The organism is Paenibacillus sp. FSL E2-0151, assembly GCF_037993015.1.
Lineage (GTDB): Bacteria > Bacillota > Bacilli > Paenibacillales > Paenibacillaceae > Paenibacillus > Paenibacillus amylolyticus.
The window spans coordinates 6870533-6893263 of the sequence record NZ_CP150308.1; the positions used below are offsets into that span (position 1 = coordinate 6870533).

The 22731-nt window shown below is 44.0% G+C and carries 15 protein-coding genes; 11 read left to right on the forward strand and 4 right to left on the reverse strand.

Going from position 1 to position 22731, the window contains the following annotated elements:
• The first annotated feature begins 231 nt into the window (after positions 1 to 231).
• The 3 genes from MHI55_RS30465 (at position 232) to MHI55_RS30475 (ending at position 4872) form a co-directional block, all read left to right on the forward strand.
• A complete protein-coding gene (locus MHI55_RS30465) occupies positions 232 to 1749 on the forward strand; it encodes a leucine-rich repeat domain-containing protein (protein ID WP_340388103.1) in 1518 nt (505 codons plus the stop codon).
• Between the two features lie 309 nt (positions 1750 to 2058).
• Positions 2059 to 3399: a glycoside hydrolase family 30 protein gene (locus tag MHI55_RS30470; RefSeq protein WP_340388105.1), complete on the forward strand. Its 1341-nt coding sequence runs from the start codon at positions 2059 to 2061 to the stop codon at positions 3397 to 3399.
• A 312-nt stretch (positions 3400 to 3711) separates the two neighbouring features.
• Positions 3712 to 4872 carry an MFS transporter gene (locus tag MHI55_RS30475; RefSeq protein ID WP_340388107.1) on the forward strand — a complete coding sequence of 387 codons (1161 nt, stop codon included), beginning with the start codon at positions 3712 to 3714 and terminating at the stop codon, positions 4870 to 4872.
• A gap of 140 nt (positions 4873 to 5012) precedes the next feature.
• Here the strand turns inward: MHI55_RS30475 and MHI55_RS30480 are convergent, their stop codons facing one another.
• A complete protein-coding gene (locus MHI55_RS30480) occupies positions 5013 to 5975 on the reverse strand; it encodes an endo-1,4-beta-xylanase (RefSeq protein WP_100526707.1) in 963 nt (320 codons plus the stop codon).
• Positions 5976 to 6236: 261 nt separating this feature from the next.
• On the opposite strand from MHI55_RS30480, the gene MHI55_RS30485 reads away from it, so the two are divergent.
• Positions 6237 to 8531, forward strand: a complete 2295-nt coding sequence (locus tag MHI55_RS30485; protein ID WP_340388109.1) for a 5'-nucleotidase C-terminal domain-containing protein — start codon at positions 6237 to 6239, stop codon at positions 8529 to 8531.
• 105 nt (positions 8532 to 8636) lie between these two features.
• On the opposite strand, the gene MHI55_RS30490 is transcribed toward MHI55_RS30485, so the two are convergent.
• Positions 8637 to 9326 carry a hypothetical protein gene (locus MHI55_RS30490; protein ID WP_340388111.1) on the reverse strand — a complete coding sequence of 230 codons (690 nt, stop codon included), beginning with the start codon at positions 9324 to 9326 and terminating at the stop codon, positions 8637 to 8639.
• 337 nt (positions 9327 to 9663) lie between these two features.
• Between MHI55_RS30490 and MHI55_RS30495 the strand changes: the two genes are divergently transcribed.
• The 5 genes from MHI55_RS30495 to MHI55_RS30515 all read left to right on the forward strand — a co-directional run bounded on the left by MHI55_RS30495 (position 9664) and on the right by MHI55_RS30515 (position 17558).
• Entirely contained in the window at positions 9664 to 10020 is a 357-nt protein-coding gene (locus MHI55_RS30495) for a hypothetical protein (protein WP_340388113.1), read from the forward strand.
• Positions 10021 to 10243: 223 nt separating this feature from the next.
• The gene (locus tag MHI55_RS30500) at positions 10244 to 11689 is read left to right on the forward strand and encodes a DEAD/DEAH box helicase (RefSeq protein WP_340388115.1); all 1446 of its coding nucleotides are present in this window, start codon (positions 10244 to 10246) and stop codon (positions 11687 to 11689) included.
• Positions 11690 to 11929: 240 nt separating this feature from the next.
• The gene (locus MHI55_RS30505) at positions 11930 to 12703 is read left to right on the forward strand and encodes an SUMF1/EgtB/PvdO family nonheme iron enzyme (protein ID WP_105406518.1); all 774 of its coding nucleotides are present in this window, start codon (positions 11930 to 11932) and stop codon (positions 12701 to 12703) included.
• A gap of 289 nt (positions 12704 to 12992) precedes the next feature.
• Positions 12993 to 16094, forward strand: a complete 3102-nt coding sequence (locus MHI55_RS30510; protein ID WP_340388117.1) for an AAA domain-containing protein — start codon at positions 12993 to 12995, stop codon at positions 16092 to 16094.
• A 216-nt stretch (positions 16095 to 16310) separates the two neighbouring features.
• Positions 16311 to 17558 carry a TerD family protein gene (locus MHI55_RS30515; RefSeq protein WP_340388119.1) on the forward strand — a complete coding sequence of 416 codons (1248 nt, stop codon included), beginning with the start codon at positions 16311 to 16313 and terminating at the stop codon, positions 17556 to 17558.
• A gap of 145 nt (positions 17559 to 17703) precedes the next feature.
• Here the strand turns inward: MHI55_RS30515 and MHI55_RS30520 are convergent, their stop codons facing one another.
• Positions 17704 to 19116 carry a DKNYY domain-containing protein gene (locus tag MHI55_RS30520; RefSeq protein ID WP_340388121.1) on the reverse strand — a complete coding sequence of 471 codons (1413 nt, stop codon included), beginning with the start codon at positions 19114 to 19116 and terminating at the stop codon, positions 17704 to 17706.
• A 245-nt stretch (positions 19117 to 19361) separates the two neighbouring features.
• On the opposite strand from MHI55_RS30520, the gene MHI55_RS30525 reads away from it, so the two are divergent.
• A complete protein-coding gene (locus tag MHI55_RS30525) occupies positions 19362 to 21230 on the forward strand; it encodes an AbfB domain-containing protein (protein WP_340388123.1) in 1869 nt (622 codons plus the stop codon).
• Between the two features lie 136 nt (positions 21231 to 21366).
• Here the strand turns inward: MHI55_RS30525 and MHI55_RS30530 are convergent, their stop codons facing one another.
• Positions 21367 to 21975, reverse strand: a complete 609-nt coding sequence (locus tag MHI55_RS30530; RefSeq protein ID WP_340028037.1) for a flavin reductase family protein — start codon at positions 21973 to 21975, stop codon at positions 21367 to 21369.
• 153 nt (positions 21976 to 22128) lie between these two features.
• Here MHI55_RS30530 and MHI55_RS30535 point away from each other — a divergent pair, with 153 nt between their 5' ends.
• A complete protein-coding gene (locus MHI55_RS30535) occupies positions 22129 to 22482 on the forward strand; it encodes a helix-turn-helix domain-containing protein (protein WP_340028036.1) in 354 nt (117 codons plus the stop codon).
• Positions 22483 to 22731 lie beyond the last annotated feature (249 nt).

Below are 22731 nucleotides of genomic sequence, written 5' to 3' on the forward strand. Positions count from 1 at the left end.
AGTAGAGAAATACCCATTACGAAATTCCTTGTTCCTTTTTCCCGTTGACGGGTTAATAACTATAGATGTGCTTTGAGCCGAACCTGCATATGTTAAACTCTTCAACTCACACTGAACACTCCCGTGGGCAGAACAACCTTCCGGTCGCTGTTATCGTGTAGATACTATACTTAACTAACTCAATCTGTTCGGATTATTTTATAATTCTAAAAATCGGAGGGAATGCATGCAATGAGAAGAATGACGCTATTATTTCTAGTATTCATCCTGAGTCTCGGGGCATCGGGGCAAGCCATGGCTTACACCACTACAGACTTGGGCGAGGGAATCATTGAAGATCCCGCTTTGGAGGACGGACTGAAGTTAATCCTGAACAAACCTCTGGATGTGCCATTAACTTCAACGGATCTGGAGCAGCTTGAAGTGGTAGATCTAAGCAATGCGGGTATTCACAGCCTGTCCGGTCTCGAATATGCAACCAACCTGACACACCTCCGATTATATGGAAATGAGATTGAGGATCTCACACCGCTGGCGCACCTAACCCAGCTTCGCGAGATCGATGTTCGCAATAATTACATTACATCCATAGACGCACTTACTGAATTAAAAGACTTGGGACGGCTGTATATCAGCAACAATTCCATTTCTTCCATAGAGGTTGTACGTGGGTTCAACCGATTACATACGTTCCACGCCAGTGGTAACCAGATTGCCAGTCTTGCGGCCCTCTCGGATGCGGATGCACTGAAGTGGCTTGAGATCTCGAACAATACGATTAACGATCTGACACCGCTCATGGGTAAAACCCGGCTCCAACAACTCAATGTAGCAAACAACCAGATTCAGACGCTGGACGTACTGGCTGAATTGCCAAATACACTGCGGAATCTGAATGTGGCAGGTAATCAAATCACGGATCTGACACCACTGGAGCATATGACACGCCTTCGGACACTTGATATCTCTGGTAACCAAGTACAGCATCTCAAGGGGCTTGAGGAACTGACTGGGCTGACAGAGCTGAATGCAGAGTCCAATCAGATCTATGATCTGGAACCTTTACGGCAGCTTTCCAGCCTGGACGTGTTGAAATTATCCAACAACCGGGTGTGGGATCTGACACCAATCGCAGGTTTTACGTTTACCCGTGATCAGTCAGCGACAAATGTTATACAGGATATCTCGGCGTCTACCTCGTTATCCTCCGGTATTCAGACTTCTGTCTCAGAGGTTGAGCCTGCCGGACTCACGGCGCAGAACAATTATCTGGATGTTGTGAGTGGCAGTCATACGATGCAGCTTCTGAACCGGATGAATGTGCGGGAGCAGAAACGAACGCCCCAGGGCAGCTTTCAGCGTCTAATCGAAGGGTCTACCACCGCCTATGTTGGGGATCGTGCTTACGCACTGGATGCTGCACCTTTTATCGATGAAGGCCGGACCTATGTGCCTCTGCGTTTTGTCTCGGAGCAGTTAAATGCCCGTGTGAACTGGAACAGCGGTACGCGCGAAGCTGTGATCACACAGAATGACAAGACTATCCGCTGGAGCGTGGGCAACAAACAAGTTGTCGTGAATGACACACTTGCGATCAATGATGCTCCTCTTCTGATGAAAAATGGTAAAGCTTTTGTACCTGTTCGCTTCATCTCGGAGCAATTCAATGCCTCTGTTGGTTACATCGGAAGTAGCAAAACAATTCTGATTTTTGAAAATAAACAGCTTGGTGAGAGTGTACAGCCTTAAGTTGTGTCTCACGTTCATTTTCAGTCATAAGAGAATATGAGAAACATAGCAAAGTCCCCGTCTGAATAATCAGCGGGGATTTTGTTGTGTTATGACAGTTGTGTTAAGACATTGGATAATGGTATATGGACATCGCCGATCACAAGCAAATACAGCATACGTTCTGTCTATGCGAATACGAACTCGTGATACTCCATCTTCGATTAGGGTAAATTTCACACGGTTTAGCATATCTTCTTTTGCCGTGGGAGTTGTTATACTGAACGTAATATATATGACAACTGAGGTTCAAGCGAGGAGGAAATTCACATGACATTCACACTCACTGGTTATTCCACAACCCAAGACAGCCCGTGGAGAGAGCTATCTTTTGTGCCAACTAATGAAAGCGCTAACTTAAAACTGACGGGTGAACAGCACCAACTTGTGGAAGGGTTTGGCGGCTGTTTCAACGAGCTTGGTTATATGGCTCTGTCTCACTTGAATGAGGAGCAGCGCCATGAGGTATTTCACTCTCTTTTCCATCCGGAGGGCGAGCACAAGTTTAATATCTGTCGCCTGCCGATCGGCGCAAGTGATTATGCAGAGCAGTGGTACAGCCACAACGAGGTGGACGGCGACGTGGCCATGGAACATTTTTCGATCAATCGTGATTTCAAATACCTGATTCCTTACATCAAGGAAGCTCTAAGTTATAACCCGAACCTGCAATTCTTCGCCTCGCCATGGAGTCCACCAACGTGGATGAAGTCGCCCAAAGCCTATAACTACGGGACACTGCGCTGGGAGAAAGATATTCTGGAGGCCTACGCCCTGTATTTCGTAAAGTTTGTACAGGCTTACCGTGACGCAGGCATTACGATCCATCAGGTGCATGTGCAGAACGAAGTGATTGCAGATCAGAAATTTCCTTCTTGCATGTGGACAGGCGAGCAGCTTCGTGAGTTTATTGCCGATTATCTGGGCCCGGCTTTTGACCAACACGGTCTGGATACGGAGATCTGGCTGGGAACGATCAACGCCCCTGATCCATGGGAGGAATTAATCAAGAAAAAAACGAATGACTTCGATGAGTACGCCGGGCTTGTCCTGAGTGATCCAAAGGCCTATTCCTATATCAAAGGTGTTGGATATCAGTGGGCAGGCAAAAATGCGATTCAACGTACCTCGGCGAGTTATCCGGAGCTGCGTTATATGCAAACCGAGAACGAATGCGGTGATGGCAACAACTCATGGAACTACGCCAAATATGTATATAACCTCTACCAGCACTACTTCAGCAACGGAGTGAACGCGTACATCTACTGGAACATGGTTCTGGAACCCAAAGGCCGCAGCACATGGGGCTGGGAGCAGAACTCCATGATTACGATAGATCCAGACACGACGGAGGTTACTCGGAACCCGGAGTATTATGTGATGAAACACTTCGCGCATCATATTGTTCCTGGTGCTCGAAGAGTCGGCTTGTCTGGCGCGTGGAGCGGGAAATCCGTCGCTTTCCGCAACCCGGATAACAGTCTCGTGATTGTCATCAACAATCCATTCCAGGACCGTCGTGACCTGTATCTGACCATCGAGGAAGGGCAGACCCTTCATATTGAGCTGGAGGCTGATTCATTCAACAGCATGGTTATTCAACCGAAATAACTAATCCAACACATCGTTAAAAACGCGGACATCAATAGCGTCAGGCCCCAAGGATTCCCTGGGCCGTCGCTATTTTTTTATGGGCCAGACCATGCTTATTGTCAGCATAATTACTCCTGTAGAACACAAGCAGAAGACGACTTAAAGATATGACGTTTCACCTTTTATATTTACAAATCTATAAATCTAGATATAATGTAATCCAGAGAACTTACTCTCATGTCCATTATATTATAGGAGGCAAGGCAGGCTCATTTCAGCATAACATATCTACTTATCTGTATATTTAAATTTATTGGAGGTACGCTTTACATGAAATCACAACAGGTCAATCCACTGCTTATCTTGATGCTGGCACTCGGGGTATTCGGGATTATTACAACAGAAATGGGAATCGTGGGGGTACTTCCTCAGGTTGCGCATAAATTCGGCATCTCGGCTGCACAGGCAGGTTGGCTGGTCAGTATATTTGCGCTGGTTGTAGCCATAGCAGGCCCTTTTCTCACCTTACTGGCATCCGGGATGAATCGCAAAATTATCCTTTTAGCCGCTGTGCTGATGTTTGCCATTTCAAACGTGGTCTATGCCTACGCCACAACATTTGATACCATGCTGATCTTCCGTATCATTCCCGCGTTATTCCATCCCGTCTTCTTTTCCGTAGCCCTGGTCACCAGTGCCCAACTTGTTCCGGCAGAGAAAAGCAGTCAGGCCGTCGCCAAAGTATTCACCGGAGTTACCGCGGGCTTTGCCTTTGGCGTGCCACTGACATCGTATCTTGCTGAACGCCTATCCCTCGAAATCGCCTTCCTGTTTGGAGCGATGGTCAGTGTGGTCGCTTTAATCGGCATATGGATCTGGCTACCCTCGATGCCCGTGAAGGAAAAGATGTCCTATGGCCAGCAGCTCGGTATTCTGCGCAAACCTGGATTATGGCTGAATGTTGCCGCAGTCATTTTTATATTCGCCGCCATGTTCTCCGTGTACAGCTATTTCGCCGAGTATCTTGGACAGGTCACCCACATGAGCGGATCATGGATCAGTGTCGTGCTGACCGTCTTTGGTGTCGTCATGATCATCGGAAATTTGGGGTTTGGACAGTTTCTGCGTAAGAGCGTGGTCCGAACTGTCCTCATGTTCCCCCTGCTGTATGTAGCAGCTTACGCACTTGTTTATTGGGCCGGTCCCCACTTCATGTGGATGGTTATTGTAGTCATCCTCTGGGCATCCGTGCATTCAGGAGGATTAATTGTAAGCCAAACCTGGTTAACCGCTGAAGCGCAGGACGCGCCTGAATTCGGCAACAGCTTGTATGTATCCTTTTCCAACCTCGGTATTACCCTGGGTACTGCTATCGGCGGATGGTTCATCGCAAACCTGGGAATACATCAACTGATCTGGAGCGGAATGATATTTGCGCTGATCGCTTTTGTCTTGATTTGGATTAAAATTAAATGCTTCCCTGCACCATAAATTGCCGAACACTGTTGAGAGAAAGCACTAACACAAATAGCGCCATGTTCCCATGCTTAACATGTGGAACAGGCGCTATTTGGTGTTATATAATAGGCATCGGAATCACAAGGGAAGCTCAGATTCGTGCAAACGCACGCTTAAGGATTGTTCGCCAGGTAATTTCTCAGCCATTGCATAGCTGGACGTTCTGTACCGTTGCTATTAACCAGATGTGAACCATTTACCCACGTTTGCCCCTGATTGTAGCCCCACAGCGTCACACCTTTAACGGCAGAATGCTTCCAAAGTACAGGGAATTTTTGTTGATAACGCTGCAATTGTGTATTATCATCGCCCGTCATATCCAGCTCGGATACATAGATTGGTAGCCCCGTAGCCGCGAGCTTGTTCAGTACCGTGTTCATCGTGTTCACAGAGACGTTGTCCATATTGAAGTGATGCGCTTGAATACCAATACCATCAACTAGACCTCTGTTTTTCAAAAGGTTAATGATCTGAATATATTGATCTGCTTTAGCCGGATCTCCGATAATACCATATTCATTGATCAGCAATTTCGCGTTCGGGAAAGCTTGTCTCGCCTGCTGGAATGACCAGATTACCCAATCCCAGCCAGTGGCTCCATCTCCACCTATCGCGTTGCGATAAGAAGGCTTGGCATGCAACGGCTCATTGACGACATCCACATATGCTGCCTTGGAATAGCGCTGTCCTGCGGCTTTAATCCATTGTGTCACTTCAGCCTTCTGATCTGCGGCTGAAAGACTGTTAATCCAATTTGGCTGCTGACTTCCCCATACGAGGGTATGGAACTTGAACGGGAACCCGTTGTTGTTAGCATAGTTGTAGGCCATATCCGCCTGGCCCCAATTCATTACGTTGCGTGTGCCTTCAACAGCATCCCACTTGGTAGAGTTCTCCGGAGTTACCTGATTCCAATACGGGCTAAAATTCGAAGGAACCTGGTTGGCAATAATATTGCCCAGAAATTTGCTACCTTTCGCCAGACCAGCGCTCACACTACCAACCGCAACAGAAGCAGCGAGAATCCCTACCAATGCCAGTGAGCCGACTGTTTTGAACCACTTAGACTTAATCAATGATTTTCCTCCTTAGTATTCTTTTTTTGTAAAGCGCTTACAAACATCATTTTACTGGATAATTTTGGTTTTTAACACCTGTCAAATTATAGTATTTTATTGTAAAAAAATAGATTTAAATGCTTTTTCTGAAGTTATTTATAGATTCACTCACTTAAATCCAACATAACTCTTACATTGGAGTTTACATTCACCACATGTTTATCTAGTATGAAATGATACATATCTTTACACACACTAGATAACAAGGGAGATTACAACATGCGCAAAATTTCAACGAAACGTTTCGCCGGATGGCCTTTATCTTTCCTCTTATGTGCCTCCATTTTGTTCGCCCCTTTTGCTTCCACTCCGGTTCAGGCTGCTGAGGCAGACAAGGAGACCAAGATTACGTTGCTGGGTACATCGGATATACATGGTCGATTCATGCCGTGGGACTATGCTCTGGACGGTCCAAACCCAACCGGTAGCATGACACAGCTCTACACCATTGTGAAAAAAGTCCGTGCGGAGAATCCCAATACGATCCTGCTGGATGCAGGAGACATGATTCAGGATAACTCGGCTGAGTTGTTTAATGATCAACCTCAATCTCCCATGATGGTTGCAATGAACGAAATGAAATATGACGCATGGGTTATGGGTAACCATGAGTTTAACTTTGGACTGGACGTACTGGAGAAGATCTCTTCCCAATTCAATGGACAGCCTCTCGTGGGTAACATTTTCAAAGAAAACGGCGACCGCTACATGCCTGCCTATACGATTATCGAGAAAGACGGAATCAAAGTGGGTGTTATCGGAATGAACACACCTATGATTACCGAATTTGAAAAAGGCACGGATCACCTGGACGGCATCATCGTCAAAGATCCTGTGGAAGAGACCAAAAAGGCCATTGCTGAGCTGAAAGGCAAAGTCGATGTCATGGTTGGACTCATGCATATGGGATTGGACAACGAGAACGGTAATCCGGGAACCGGAGTGACGGATATCGCTAACGCCAACCCGGAGCTGGCTGCCATTTTTGCCGGACACATGCATACTTTGATTGAATCCCAAACGGTTAACGGCGTATTGATCTCCGAACCGAATAAATATGGCTCACATATTTCACGAATCGATCTGACATTTGAAAAAGACGGCGACAAAGTTGTGCTGAAAAGCAAAGAAGCTCAAGCACTCGCTGTAAAAGCAACAGACGGAACATATGAAGTCTCCGATCCTGCGCTGGAAGAGACTTTGCACCCATTCCACGAGTTCGCTCGTGCCGATGCCAACATTGAAGTGGCTGAACTGAAAGGAACAAACCTGGTGCCTGCCGATGAAATTAAGGGTATCCCTGCGGTGCAGATCCAGGAAACACCTTTGTCTGATTTTTTCACCGAAGTGATGTTGCATTACAGTGATGCCGATGTGGTCGCGCACCAGATTGATAACGATAAAGCCAAGCTGGATGTAGGCCCGATTAAGAAAAAGGATATTGCATTCAACTACCAATACACCTTTGGTGAAGTGACTGTATATGAAGTAACCGGACGTGATCTAATGGATTATATGGAGTGGTCTGCGGGGTACTTCAACTCCACACGCCCGGGTGATGTGACCGTGAGCTTTGATCCGAAACGACGTGCTTCCAAATACAGCACCGATGATTTCTTCGGCGGCGTAACATATGAGATTGACCTGACCAAGCCATACGGTAGTCGGATTACAAATCTCAAGTACAGCAATGGATCAGTTGTCAAAGAAGACGATACGCTGAAGCTCGGTATGAATGCCTACCGGATGGAAGCCCTGATTGCCAAAGGTGGCGCCATGGAAGGGCGTAAGTTCAAGCAGCTCTGGTCCTCCAAGGACGCCTCGGCATTTGGTGAGATTCAAGGTACGATTCGCAACCTGTCCATCGCCTATCTGAAAGATGTCATGAAAGGTGTCTACGAACCGAAGATTCAACACAACTGGAAAATCACTGGCGTAGACCTGACTGCACCGGAACGTGCAGATGTGGTGGAGTTAGTTAACGATGGCATCATGTCTGTGCCAACAACGGAAGATGGCAAGTACACCAACATTGCCTCCATTAACATTTTGGATGCAGTGACTCAAGAAGAGATTGATACATTATCTGCCAAAGCAGGTGTGAATGCAGCACAATTTGCAGGCGTGAAAACCAAGGGAGCGTTCTATCAACAGCTGAACAAAGCTCGCAAATCGTCAGGCAATGGCGAGGGAGCAACTACTCCTACACCTGAGAAGCCGACAACGCCAACAGTACCAAAACCAACACCAACTCCAGGCACGTCGAAACCTGGTAAACCATCCACACCAAGCACTGGTAAACCGGGAACTGTCATCAAAGGCAAACAAGCCAAGGTTACTGCGGCTTACCTGAACGTACGCGCTGGCGCTTCATCCAAAGCGAAGGTCGTTGCTGCGGTACCAAAGGGCACCCTGCTTGAGGTGATCAGTACAGACAAATATGGCTGGGTAAAAGTGAAGCTGGATGGACGTGTAGCATTTGTATACGGGAAATATGTGAGTATTTTGAAATAAGTAAAATCGTTACGCACTACGCTTAACGAAAAACAAAAGGGCGATCCCTCCCACGGATATCATGGTGGGGATCGCCCTTTGTTATGTTAACGGCGAAAGAAACCGCTAGCCTTTTGGCAGGTTCTTGATTTTATCCATAAAAACGTCCAACTGTATGCCATTCGTTTGTTCCGTAAAATCGAGTATTTCCTCCGACTCTCCCTCATACGCGGCAAGCACATAGTCATCATCGACAATAAAGTATGTGCCATAACGGGTGAATGAATAGCCTCCGATTTGTTCTCCTGTTGTCCCTTTTTTGACTACAGCGATAATCTTCATACCTGGTTTAAGTTCAGGCTCCACACCTGCAAAGTCAGCATTGTAAAAGAGAAACGTATCCTTTTCTACATCCTCACCTGTTACAACTTCATTTACCTTCACCTGATAAGAGATGAATTCAGGTTGGTAGGATGTGATTCCATTAGCCCTATCCTTATCAGCCACCTTTCGTTCAGGCGTACCGGGTTTAGTCGATAGCTCCACACGAAAACTCGGCAACACCTTCAAGACCTCCGCCACAACGACCCCATCCCCAAACGCCATGACCTCATTGAAGCTAACTTCTCTCATGTTAATCGTCGCGGGGACGCCAGTGGATAGCGGATATTCCTTGCGGAGTTCATTCATTCGATCAGAGGATAACCTGCTCCCTGCGGCATTAAACGATTCGTAAAAAGGGGACGAGCACCCGGATAGGCTGACCAGAGCCAGTACGATACTTAACAACCAACATGTCATCTTGACTCGCGGCATACCTTATCTCCCTTTTCCTGATAAAAAAATAAAACACAGACATCCATGTCTGTGCAGTCCATTAAAATTTCGGTTGTATTCGCTCCGGCCGGGTAATACGTAGTATATAAAAGTACCACTATTATAAAAATTCTCTCATGACTAGCGACATACATGTAATAAACGATTGATTATCCTATAGCTTTTTTACGGGTACCCATATGCTACCATATCCCATTTTTCAGTTCCAGCCTCAATGGAGTGATTTTTGTTCTTTATTCCATTGATGTAAAGGAACTTTGATGTCTCTAAGACCGTCCATACTTATAGATGTATTAAAAAGGAGGTGAGCAACTCGATGTCCATTTTACGAAGATTATTCGTATTCCCGTTTATCTTGCTTCTGCTAACGCTCGGATGCGCAGATAAATCCGAGGAACAAGGGAAAGAGAAGCCACATGTGCGAGGAATTATTACGGATTTTGAGGAAGAAAGAGGTCAGGTACTCATCGAGAATAAAGAAGATGGCGGTGTTGATTCAGGACCGATTTGGGTCTCGCTCAGCAAGGACGCCGAACTCATCGTCGGAGGAAAGATTGTCGTCTTCTCTTTGGATGAAACACTCGTTGGTCGAAGTGCAGAAGTATGGATCAATGGAGTTATTGATCAATCTTACCCTCCCCAAACCAAAGCTGTAAAAATGGTCATTCATTAACACCAAGCAAAATACGCCGATACATTTCGTTTCACGTGGAACGTTATGATACACATACGAACAGCAACGGGTGGTTGCTACTAAAATCGGAAATGATGAAAACAATTTACACACTTGAAGCATTTACTCCGTTAGCCTGCCTGCATATAGAGTATAATGAAGAGGTATACGATAAATGTACGGTGCAATAATTGTACAAAAACTAACGCAAAAGAGGTAAACGATGAGCGAGCAACAATTTAAAGATTATGGACTTGGTGAAGAGATCGTAAAAGCACTGGACAGTCTGGGCTATGAGACACCAACCGAGGTACAGACTAAAGTTATTCCGGTAGCACTGGAGAATCAGGATCTTGTGGTCAAATCACAGACAGGCAGTGGTAAAACAGCCGCCTACGGCATTCCGCTCTGCGAGCTGGTGGATTGGAATGAGAATAAGCCACAGGCTTTGATTCTTACACCAACCCGGGAACTGGCTTTGCAGGTTAACGAAGATATTACGAATATCGGCCGCTTTAAGCGTATTAAAGCAACCGCACTATACGGACAGTCCCCTTTTCATATCCAAAAAGCAGAGTTAAAACAAAGAACCCACGTGGCTGTTGGTACACCTGGTCGGGTACTGGATCATATCGAACGTGGCACGCTGCCACTCGAACGGATCGCGTATCTCGTCATTGACGAAGCCGATGAGATGCTGAATATGGGCTTTATTGAGACGGTACAAGCGATTATTCAGAAACTGCCGCAGGAGCGAGTAACGATGTTGTTCTCCGCTACATTCCCTGAAGATGTAGCTAAGCTGTCACTCAAATACATGAACAAACCGGTCGAGATCGAGATCAAAGCAAGTGGACTCACAACAGCCACGATTGAACATGCTGTGATTAACGTACCCGAGGTGAACAAAACCGCACTGCTTCAAGACTTGTTCATTGTGGAAAATCCGGATAGCTGCATTGTGTTCTGCCGTACGCAGGAGAATGTGGACAAACTGTTCCGAGTCATGGCTGACCTTGACTACCCAGCAGATCGTATCCATGGTGGTATGGAGCAGGATGAGCGGATCGAAGTAATGAACGCATTCCGACGCGGACAATTCCGCTATCTGATCGCGACGGATGTAGCCGCACGTGGTATTGATATCACGAATATTACCCATGTCATCAACTACGATATTCCTTTGGAAAAAGAGGGATATGTTCACCGTACAGGCCGTACGGGTCGCGCAGGCAAAACAGGTAAAGCCATTACGTTGATTACACCGAAAGATGGCAGACGTCTCGCCGAGATTGAATCCTATATTGGATTCGAAATCCCTGTTGTAAAAGCACCTTCTGAAGAAGCTGTAGATCGCCGCAGAGAAGATTTTGAGAAACGATTGAAGATTGTGCCTGAACGCAAAAAAGACAAGCGTGAACAGCTGAACCAACAGATCATGAAGCTGAACTTCAACGGAGGCAAGAAGAAGAAACTTCGCGCCGTAGACTTTGTAGGTACCATCGCCAAGCTTGAAGGTGTAACCGCAGACGACATCGGGATCATTACGATTCTGGATAATGTGACGGATGTAGAGATCCTGAACGGCAAAGGCCCCCTCGTACTGGAGCTCATGCAGAATACAACGATCAAAAAGATGCAGCTCAAGGTTCGCAAAGGTCACAAATAGTTTGAGAAATAGGATCGAATAGATAGGGTACAATTTAGTATATTTTTTTAAAATTGCTCCTCTTTTTATGTCAATCAAACTTATGTTTCCATGCCTTCCTAAACGCTCTAAACAAGACAAGCAGACCTGCTAACATGATGTTATGACAGGTCTGCTTGTGAATCGTTGTTATTGGATTGTGTATTTATTTCCATAAAGAATCATTCGAGTTCAACCGATACAGTGAACAGGGGGCTTCATATGACAATCGAAAAGTACGGAAATAACAGAGAACGATTTATAAATGATTTAATGAATTTGATGGTACCAATAGAAGGTGGGACCGTTGAATTACGCGATTATATTAATACGAATAAATGGCTGAGTTCTAATTATACATTATCAAACCCTGGAAGAGAAAGTGATAGAAAGGTTATTACTTGGACTGAAACGATTGAACCTTTCTATGTAATGAAGTATCCGGTAACACACCAGTTGTATCATTTTGTCATGCATCATGAAGAAGAAGTAGAACCGAATACGAATAGTCTGCCAATTACGGAAGTTTCTTGGGTAGATTCGCTTATCTTTTGTAACGAATTGTCCAGAATACATGGCAGGACTGAATGCTACTTAATCACAGGTGAAAGTCAGAACACTATATATAACCAAAAAGCGAATGGCTTTCGATTATTATCAGACGCAGAATGGCAGTATGCGTGTAAAGCGGGAACCAAGGGATATCGGTATGAAAGTATCGATAAGATTGCATGGCATCAAGAAAACGCTAATGGATCAGTTCAACAAGTCGGAAAACTGCTTCCTAATCCATGGGGGCTTTACGATATGATCGGAAACGTTTGGGAGTGGTGCTGGGATTTGTATGATGCTAAACGATATGGGGACTATAGAGTCTTCCGGGGAGGCAGTTGGGCTGAAGTGGAGAACAACTGTGGTTCTACGAGTAGAAGGAAAAGCATGCCCGATTTCAAGATAGATGACCTTGGCTTTAGAATAGCACTTACAAAACCATGAGAACACGCGTTGAGCATGAAGTGAATTGAAATGGACTCGATGCGACCTTCATTTAACTGACATCGTATGCCTTTACGTTTTCTTCGATTTTAACTTCTATTCCCGTTGCTTTACCACAGAATTGCTCTGAACCGTATTACAAGTAGGGCGAAATGACAAACAGAGGAATGTCCATGGTATTATTAGAAGAAGTCAAATCGTATATGAATGATTGGTACATTAGTGTAATGAAGCTCTCTAAGGTTGAAGAGCTTTTCTTTTTGTCTTCAGATGATAATGGGGGGAGAACATGAATAAAAAGAAAGATATTTTAAATGCTTGGATTACGATAGAGCAGCTATCCGAAGGATCTATTAAGAAAGAAAAACCGCTAAAGCTCTTACATACCATGGAAGAAGACTGGAATACGTTTTTTTCAGACTTTTTAATTAAACAAAAAAAACAACAAAATGTAGAAGATAAGATCTATAAAAATTCGGGTTTAGTATTATATTTTGATATTTTCGAATTTGAAGAGGTTGTTGAAATATTGAGGGAGAAGCACAAGATCGAAAAAACCCACGAAGAAGTTAGTAAATCTGACAAATTCACCTTCGCTATATATTTTGATAACCAATTAGAATTTATAGCAGACAAATTATTCTTTACCATGAGCGGTTATATCCGCCAACATGGTGATTTACCAGAAGATTTTTCGAAATTTGAAAACTCATTTAGAGAAGATTTGAACAGTAAATTTGAAGATGGATTTAATAGTGCCATTTCTGAACTTTTGCAAAAGTATAATGTTTCCACTAATAATTTTCGCTATGCATTTGTGAAAAACTTAGATAATGGAGAAGTAAATTTACATTCGTTTTTTATTGAAGATCTGAATAAAGCCAAGGTAATCACTACTAAAAATTTAGATCGTTATTTTAATGGTTTTTCGGGATTCAGGCAGAATTTAGATGGAAATAAAAAGTCACTTCATTTTAACTCACAAATTTTTGAGACAAACAGTTTACAACCTAAATATTACCCGTTAGGACGTTTTCCAAATAACCCTGCTTTTGCACTCTCATTCATGCAACAGGTTGCGGTGAATCTAGCATTACACGATAAAAATGAGATTCGTAGTGTCAATGGTCCTCCAGGAACAGGGAAAACAACTCTGTTAAAAGATATCTTCGCTGATTTGGTGGTTCAACAGGCAGTGGAAATGGTGCAACTTTCTGATAAAACGATAAAAAGAAGTTTGGTTTATTGGCAAAGTGCTAAAATTGGTATTTTACCATCCTCCATTTCAGATAAAAATATTGTTGTTGCAAGTTCAAACAATGGGGCAGTCCAAAACATTGTTAAGGAGTTACCAAAGAAAGAAACGATTGCTGACGATTTTCAAAAGCAATTGGATGAAGCAGATTATTTCAAAGATATATCTAATTCTAAACTAACCGGTGAAGGTTTCGGAAAAAATCGTGAGATTAAAAGGGAAACTTTAGACGAGGAGAATTGGGGTGTATTCTCGTTAGAGGGTGGCGCGTCAACAAATGTGAACAAGTTACTTTTAAGCATAGAAGCAATTGAGAAAGATCTAGAAGATAATTATCAATCCAGTACAGGTGAAGGTGTATATCAAGAATTCTCCCGTCTCTATAAGGAATTGAAAATTGGAAGAGAAAAAATGCAGGATTATAGCGAGAAAATACATTCACTTCAAAAATTAAAAACTAAGCATACCAAGCAAAATATTGCTTTTGAACAAGAAGAAAAAAAGAAACGAACAAGTTTAATCACACAAGAAGCAGAAGCGACGCGTGAATTTGAAAGACTGAGACAAGAAAGTTTAAATCTTCAAGATGATATATCGAGCGCTTCTATTGAGATAGAAAACCTAATCGATCCACAAGCTCAAGCTAAAAGAAATTATGATGTAGTCATTTCACAAAAACCAAGCCCTTTGTGGTTTCATAAAATATTTAATCGACCCAAAGTTGAGCAGTACTTCAAAAATCTGAATGATGCGAATGATCATTTAAATGATCTATCTAAACAAAAAACGAAATGGTTGAATGAGCGCATCCGACTCGAAAATAGGTTAAAAGAAACTGCTACAAAAAGTAAGCATATTCAAAAACAAACCCGGGACACAAAAGCAGACTTCGAACGTTGGATGACTACTCAATATAACGCTTTAGGAAAATTGGCACAAGAAATTGCAGTACTGGAAAACCTCAAATCTCAAAGTGGCATTAAGGAACTAGATTTTTCACTATCCTATGATGAACTTCAAAAGTCTAACCCATGGTTTACAATACAATTTCGTAAATTACAATCAGAGTTGTTTATTTCAGCTTTAAAAGTTAGAAAGCAATTTCTGTATAAAAACAGAAAGAGTTTGAAGGCCGCGAGGATTATCTGGAGCAAACCGTCTGAATACATTGGAAAAGAGAACGGACTTCAGTTAATTTCGGAATCATGGCAATGGTTGAATTTGGCTATCCCTGTTATCAGCACGACTTTTGCTAGTTTTGGGAGAATGTTTAAAAATCTTAATGAAAACTCAATAGGCAATCTATTCATAGACGAGGCTGGTCAAGCACTACCTCAAGCTAGTGTTGGCGCAATCTATAGAAGCAAAAAGGTTATGGTGGTCGGCGATCCATCACAAATACAACCAGTAATGACGTTAGATTCAAATGTGCTGACCTTGATCGGAAGAATTTACAAAATTGATGAAAAATTTGTCTCTGCTGATGCTTCTACTCAAACCATTGTAGATGCCACAAGTCAGTATGGTTTTCAAAAAAATGAGGATGAATGGATTGGTATACCTCTTTGGGTGCACAGACGTTCGGACTATCCGATGTTTACGATCTCAAATAAAATATCGTATGACGATTTGATGGTACAAGGTAAATCAGAAGATGAGTCACAAGGTAAATCACGGTGGTATGACTCAACGGGGAAAGCAAATGATAAATTTGTTAAAGAACAAGCTGATTTACTGAAAAGTCTAATTGATAAACGTTTGCAAGAAGACCCGAATTTAGCGGATGAAATTTATGTTATCACCCCATTTAGCAATGTGGCTAATAAACTTGTACAAGTATTAGATGGAATTAACTTCACAAAACGAGAAAATGGAAAAACAACGAACATTGGAACTGTTCATACTTTTCAAGGGAAAGAGGCCAAGATTGTCTACTTTGTTCTTGGGGCTGACTCTGATAGCAGTGGGGCGGCAAGATGGGCTGTCTCTGTTCCAAATATGATGAATGTTGCAGCTACACGAGCAAAAAAAGAATTTTATATTATTGGCGATAAGAAATTGTATGCCTCCCTCGGTAGTGAAGTAGCAAATAAAACGATTTCAATTATTGACGACTATAACAATGTTGTGGTCTGAAATGATCCTACGCTGTACCAAAAGTGACAGTATTTTTGTGGAACAGGGGTTTCCTTGAGTTACTTTCTATGAAAATGCCTGTTACCGTAGATAATATAACTTCAAAGCGGGCAGAGTACCTCACTCTGCCTAATAATTATTGAGTATGTATTGATTTAATGGCACTATTAAAGAGTCTATTTATATTAAGAACTGTTATAGAATGGAGTGGTTTAAATGAATCAGTTTCTTCAAATGGGAGCAAACACAACCCTGAGTGCTGCAAAAGGTAGCGTTATAATTAGCCATGAAATTTCTAATTTGATAGATATTTCTTTAACAGCATTCCTTTTAACGGATTCGGATAGAGTACAAGGTGATAGTGGAATCATATTTTATAATCAACCTACAACTTCATCAGGTGTAGCTACCCTCATGCCATCTGAGCTAGTAGGCAATACAAAAGTACATAAAATCAATTTTGATATGAGTAAAGTTCCTGAAGGTATTACCAAAATAGCTATAACCCTTACAAAGGATAACAGCACTGGATTTTCAAATGTAAAGAATTTAACAGCAGAGATCGATAGCGGAAAGACGATTATTCAGTTAACCCCATCCAGTTTCACCAATGAAAATGGAATTGTCGTATTGGAATTATATTTAAGGAATGGTCAGACAAAAGCAAAAGCAATCTGGCGTGGATTTGATTCCGGGCTTGAAGGGTTATGTAAACTTTACGGTGTTGAGGTTGACGCGGATGAGCAGAACAAAATTTCTGAACCCCAGACTACTCAAAATTCAATAACAACAGAACCTGATCCAACTGTAACAGTTTCTGAAAATAAGAATAATAAACAAACCGTATCGTCGATAAACCTCGAAAAGGTAAAGGGAAATATCAATCTGGTTAAAGGGCAGAAATCCGTTATTATTGATAAAACACCGGAAATTACAGCGACTGTATCTTGGCAGACTGGGACAGATTATGATATATACGCTTTAGTCTACACAAAGAATGGTGAGCAGATCGATGTAGCGATGTTTGGAGCGGCAGGAACCCCACCCCTCAAAAGTTATGGTAAAGGGATAGTTGAGCATATGGGTGATGTTGGAAGAAGCAGCCAATCAACGAAGACAGAAGTTATTAAATTAAGGTTAAACGATGATATTCTTGCAGTTGTTCCTGTGGTTTATTCAGCTCAGTCCAATGGATCAGGCTCATTCTACAGATACAAGGTGTCCATGAGTATAGATAATCTGAATGGAACCTCCGTTACGATATCCGCTAAGAATGCAAATAATAACGATCGGATTTATACCTGTGTGCCCGGAATTCTTCATAATACACCAGATGGAGTAATTATTAGCCCACTGGAGCTTTACAGTAAACTGGATTCAGAGTTTAGACCTAAGCTCAAGATGGGATCTTCAAAGATGGTAGAAGTTGAAATGGATAAAGGCCCCCTAAATAATTATAAATAGTTTATCTGGAGATACAGATTAGTAACAGTAGACTCACCCTAAAATGAAGACAGCCGCAGTTTATGACTTGAAGTAAAGTCTTAGACCGCGGCTGTTTTAGGTACTGAAAACCAGTCTTTTTGAACACGCAATCTTACCGTTCAATTCATCTTTTCTTTTTCCGCACTGTACCGCCTTCCACCGTATACCGAAATAGCGTATCTTCGGCGCCCCCGATATCATCCGTAACCATAAACGTCGCTGCATCTCCCGACTTATAAACCCCACCCGTCACAAAGCTGAACACCACACGCTCATCTTTACCCCAATATTGATTCAGCATGACAAATGTACTACCGCTCACACCCTTTACCGTGCGGTTGCCATTGGCATTATACAGACCATTCTGATCCATTGCCCAACTCTGGGGATCAGCATCGAATAGATGTGTAAAGCTGGCTCGATCGATATGTTTATTTGGTTTACCCCATAGATACACACGATTGGCATCCACCGCCCAACTGCCGGAAGGTGTTATTAACTCAAACGTTGCAGCATCAGCTCCCTTGATGATCTGAAGCACATCGTCTGGATGACCGAAGGGCTGACTTGTCCGAACAACCTCGGCACGATACACATGTTGCTGATCCATGGAAAGTCCAAGATGCTCCGTCCCGGCAAACGCTACAAAATGCTGAGCATCTGCCTCGTCGACACGGTATCCGTTGTAATACACATGATTGCGGTCACGACCAAAAGGTCCACCTAGCGGCTCGAACGTATCCGGGTCTGCTCCTTTTACAGTACGCCACTGAAAATAAACACGTTCCCGGTCCCGTGCAAACTGCTCATCAAGCGGTTCAAAGGTAGACCTGTCTGCTCCACGAACAAGGTTGAATACCGCTTTTGCTTCTCGATGTGGGGTACGGCCCCATTCTGTTCTATAAAAAATGGACGACGCCGTCTCATACCAATTGCCTCTGATTTGCATAGCGCCCTCTGCACTGTGGGCATAATTCGCATGCCACCAGCCATGTACGTCGGGATGATGTTCTTGCAGCCATGCCCTCACCTCATCCTTTTCCCCATTCGCATAACGAAGAGAACTGGACAGATGGAACAGATGGTCCTTGTCGGTGCAATAGTCGTGATGAGCAATCACAGCATTCGTATCAATATCCTCAAATAGATGAAAATGCGTGCTGCTCTTTACATATAAATAACGTTGGTCCTGAGCAAAGTAAGGCGTATCCGGCAACAGCCGAAAGCTGCTCGGATCGGAGTCAGGCACGACCTGATCTTCTAGATAGACATACTGAGAGTCGAAGCAGTAATCTTCATCGATCACACGAAAAGCTTCCGTATCCCGACTGAACAAACTCGCCTTATTCTTGCGGGCATTGAACCACCATATTCCCTGACGATCACGCAGATAGGCGAAGGTCAACCATCCCTTTTGATACGTAGAGATGACTTCAAAATCCTGAGCAGTAATACCTCCCTTAATCGGAGTGTTCGTTCCATCCTCGTCATTATGCAATATCACCTGAAGGTCCTCATCTACAATAAACTTGTTCATGACGGTCCACCCTCCAACCATGATGTGAATTCAGTCTAGCTTTATTTTAACGTGTGTACCTGATCCTCTCTACATCATCGTACATGACATTTAGGAACATTTCCTCCGCTCTCACCGCTCAGCCACGATGAAATGAAGGTTTGTTCAGCAATGGATGGATTGTTCACTTGAAAAAGAGTCTAGCCGAACTACAATATAAATGAAAGCGCTACATTTAATCTGATATCTTTCGGGAGGTGTATGTAATGGGTAACAGGAAAGCCGTCTGGTTTCTGGTCTTTGCACTCACGTTCACCCTGTTTGGACTTCATCCTGAACGAACAAGCGCAGCAAGTGTCACGATAACCAACGGTACCGACTGGCTCGATACCGCAGGCAACCCCATCCATGCGAACAGCGGCAACATTCTGCAGGTAGGCTCGACGTATTATCTGTACGGTGAACATGCAGTGGGTGGCAGGTTCGACAGCGTGAACGTCTACACCTCCACCGATCTGAAGAACTGGACTTTCAGCAACGCCATCCTGACGAAAGATTCCGCAACCGAGCTGGCCTCCAGTAAGATCGAACGCCCCAAAGTCATCTATAACGCCTCCACCAATCAGTATGTGCTCTGGGCACACTATGAGAACGGTACAGACTACAACCTCGGGCGTGTAGCGGTCGCAACAAGCAATACCCCGAATGGCAAATTCACCTATGAGGGCAGCTTCCGCCCGCTGAATTATGAATCCCGTGACATGACCGTCTTTGTTGATACAGATGGCACAGGTTATCTGGTTACTGCTTCACGCAAAAATGGCGGTGCCAATGATACGATGGCTATTTTTAAAATGAATGCAAGTTACACCGGAATACAGTCCTTCGAGGGCTGGCTGTTCGAGAACGCCTACCGTGAAGCACCTGCTGTTGTGAAAAAAGGAAACCGTTACTACCTCTTCACCTCTCAAGCCGCTGGCTGGTATCCGAATCAGGGCGCTTATGCTACAGCAACTTCCATGACGGGTCCATGGGCTGCGCTTACGCCATATGGCAATCCATCTGCCTTCGGTTCGCAGATTCACGATATTGCCACGATTACAGGCAGCAACACCACATCCTTCATCTACATGGCGGATCGCTGGAATCCGATGAACCTCGGAGAGCACAAACATATCTGGCTGCCACTAACCTTGAATGATTCGAACGGAACAGCATCACTGGAATGGTATACCACATGGAATATTGATGCAGTAACAGGTGTAGTAACACTGCCTGCTCTCGTCAATCATGCACAAGGCAAAACAGCTACCGCCAGCTCCACAGCCTCCGGTTCGTCTGCATCCAACGTCAATGATGGCAACTACCAGACTTCATGGGTGGCTTCCTCCAATAGCTGGCCTGCCTGGTGGCAGGTGGACTTCGGCGCACCAAAGACGATCACCGAGATCGACACGTCCTGGTTTATGTATAAAGGTTCCGAAGGGTACTACAAATACAAAATTGAAATTAGCAACGATGGAGTCAATTACTCCACCTTGGATCGCACCAACAATCTGACCTATGGCTTTACAACAGATGCTGTGCATTTCACAGCCCGTTATGTACGGATTAATATGGTGAACGCGGTCTTGTGGAATAATCCGGGTAACTGGTACACCCCAACCCTGCACGAGGTCAAAATGTTGGGTCCTGCAACACCGGAAGCCACAGGTTACAGTCGGTTCAGTTCACACAACGTTCCGGATCGATACATCCGTCATGCCAATTACACGGCTCGCGTGGATGCCAACGTCTCCCCTGTTCTGGATTCCCAGTTCCGCGTCGTACCGGGTCTTGCCAGCTCCACGGGAATATCACTGGAGTCCATCAACTTCCCGGGTTACTTTTTGAAGCGCAATACCAGCAACAAAATTGTACTTGAAGCATATGCGGACACTGCAGCCTATAAGGGAGATGCTACGTTCCTAAGCAGCCCTGGTTGGGCTGACAGCACCAAAGTATCCCTTCAATCGTACAGTCAGCCCGGATATTACATCCGGCATTATGATTATGTTTTGCAGTTGGATGCTGTAAATGCAGCCAGCAGCGCAACTGTGAAGAGTGATGCCACGTTTGGGCGAACCAATTTCTAAACACATAAATTGGAGATAAGATTAGCATCTACATCTCGGGTACATTTTGGAGAAGGCCGTTTTTTCAGGAGTATTAACTGAAAAAACGGCTCTTTCTGTTTTACACCTTTTCAGATATACATTTCGTACCTCCCTCTCATACTGAAAATGCAGGTTTCATTAGGGCGTAATCTCCAGCCAGACTGGCTAGTGGCTGCCAGCTCTCAATTACTATTTTATAACGGCCAGCATACGCCTCTGCATCCACTCGTACATGCTCTACTTTTCCAAGGACCAGATGATCTGTACCCACTTGAATGACCTGATCCAGCGTAAGTTCAAAAGCAATCGGAGATTCCAGCACGGAAGGTACATTTACACGTATGCCCGCTCTGGGTGTAACGCCTGTCAGTTCAAACTCATCTTCTTCCGACGCTACATCTGCTGACGAACGCTGCATGGACGCTGCAAGTACAGCGGGAACTACATTGATCACAAACTCTCCCGTCTCTCGTATATTGACGAGTGTATCCTTCACTGTTCCTTCTCTCTCACCTACACCAGGCCCAATGGATAGGAGCAGCGTCGCCGGATTGCGTGAAGCAACGGTAAAAAAACTAAATGGAGCGAGGTTAAGCACACCCTCCATACTTCGCGTAGAAACCCAGGCAATAGGCCGTGGTACCACGGAACCGATCATCAATTTATACATTTCATCGATGGTGATATCACCTGTTGCAAACTCAAATACATTGTTTTTTTCCAATGACACTCGCTCCTTTTCCCCATTCCAACAGAAGCTCCTTCGGTTTACAAAGCCCCATGGTAAACATATAGTTGGTATAAGAATATACACTTGTTCACCACAAAAAAAGTACGCACTTTGAAGTGCGTACCTGCATAAAGGAGCTTATTCGTGATGGATAACCCGAGTAAAAACCCAGCGGAAACACTCACCCCATTCGACTACACCCTATCCATTATCGGCGGGAAGTGGAAGATGAAGATCATGTACCAACTCGCCTTTCATGGGGTCACACGCTACGGAGAACTCAAGAGGCGTGTACCCGGAATCACGTACAAGGTATTAACCTCTCAACTGAACGATTTGGAACGTCAAGGCGTGATAAAACGAGTTGAGTACGATCAAACCCCGCCGAAGGTGGAGTATTCGTTAACCCCACGAGGGAGAAGTCTTATGCCCATTCTGGAAGAAATCTGCAAGTGGGGTGTGCATCATGTGCCGGAGACACAAACGCTGCATGAAATATAGTGAATTGGGTTGATAAGTGCGAAGGGCTTCATCCAGAACAATGCTTCCCAAGCAGGATTTCCACCTGCTAAACTTCGCAACCTAAGCTTGGTCGCACCAAAGGTTGAGTTATTAATAAAAAAAGCAGGTATAGAAAAACAATTTGTTTTTCTTCACCTGCTTTTTTAGTGCCATATAAGACAGTCTTGTTTCACATTCTGTGTTACCAAAATTTTCTACAAAATTGGAACATACGATCTAATGACGAAT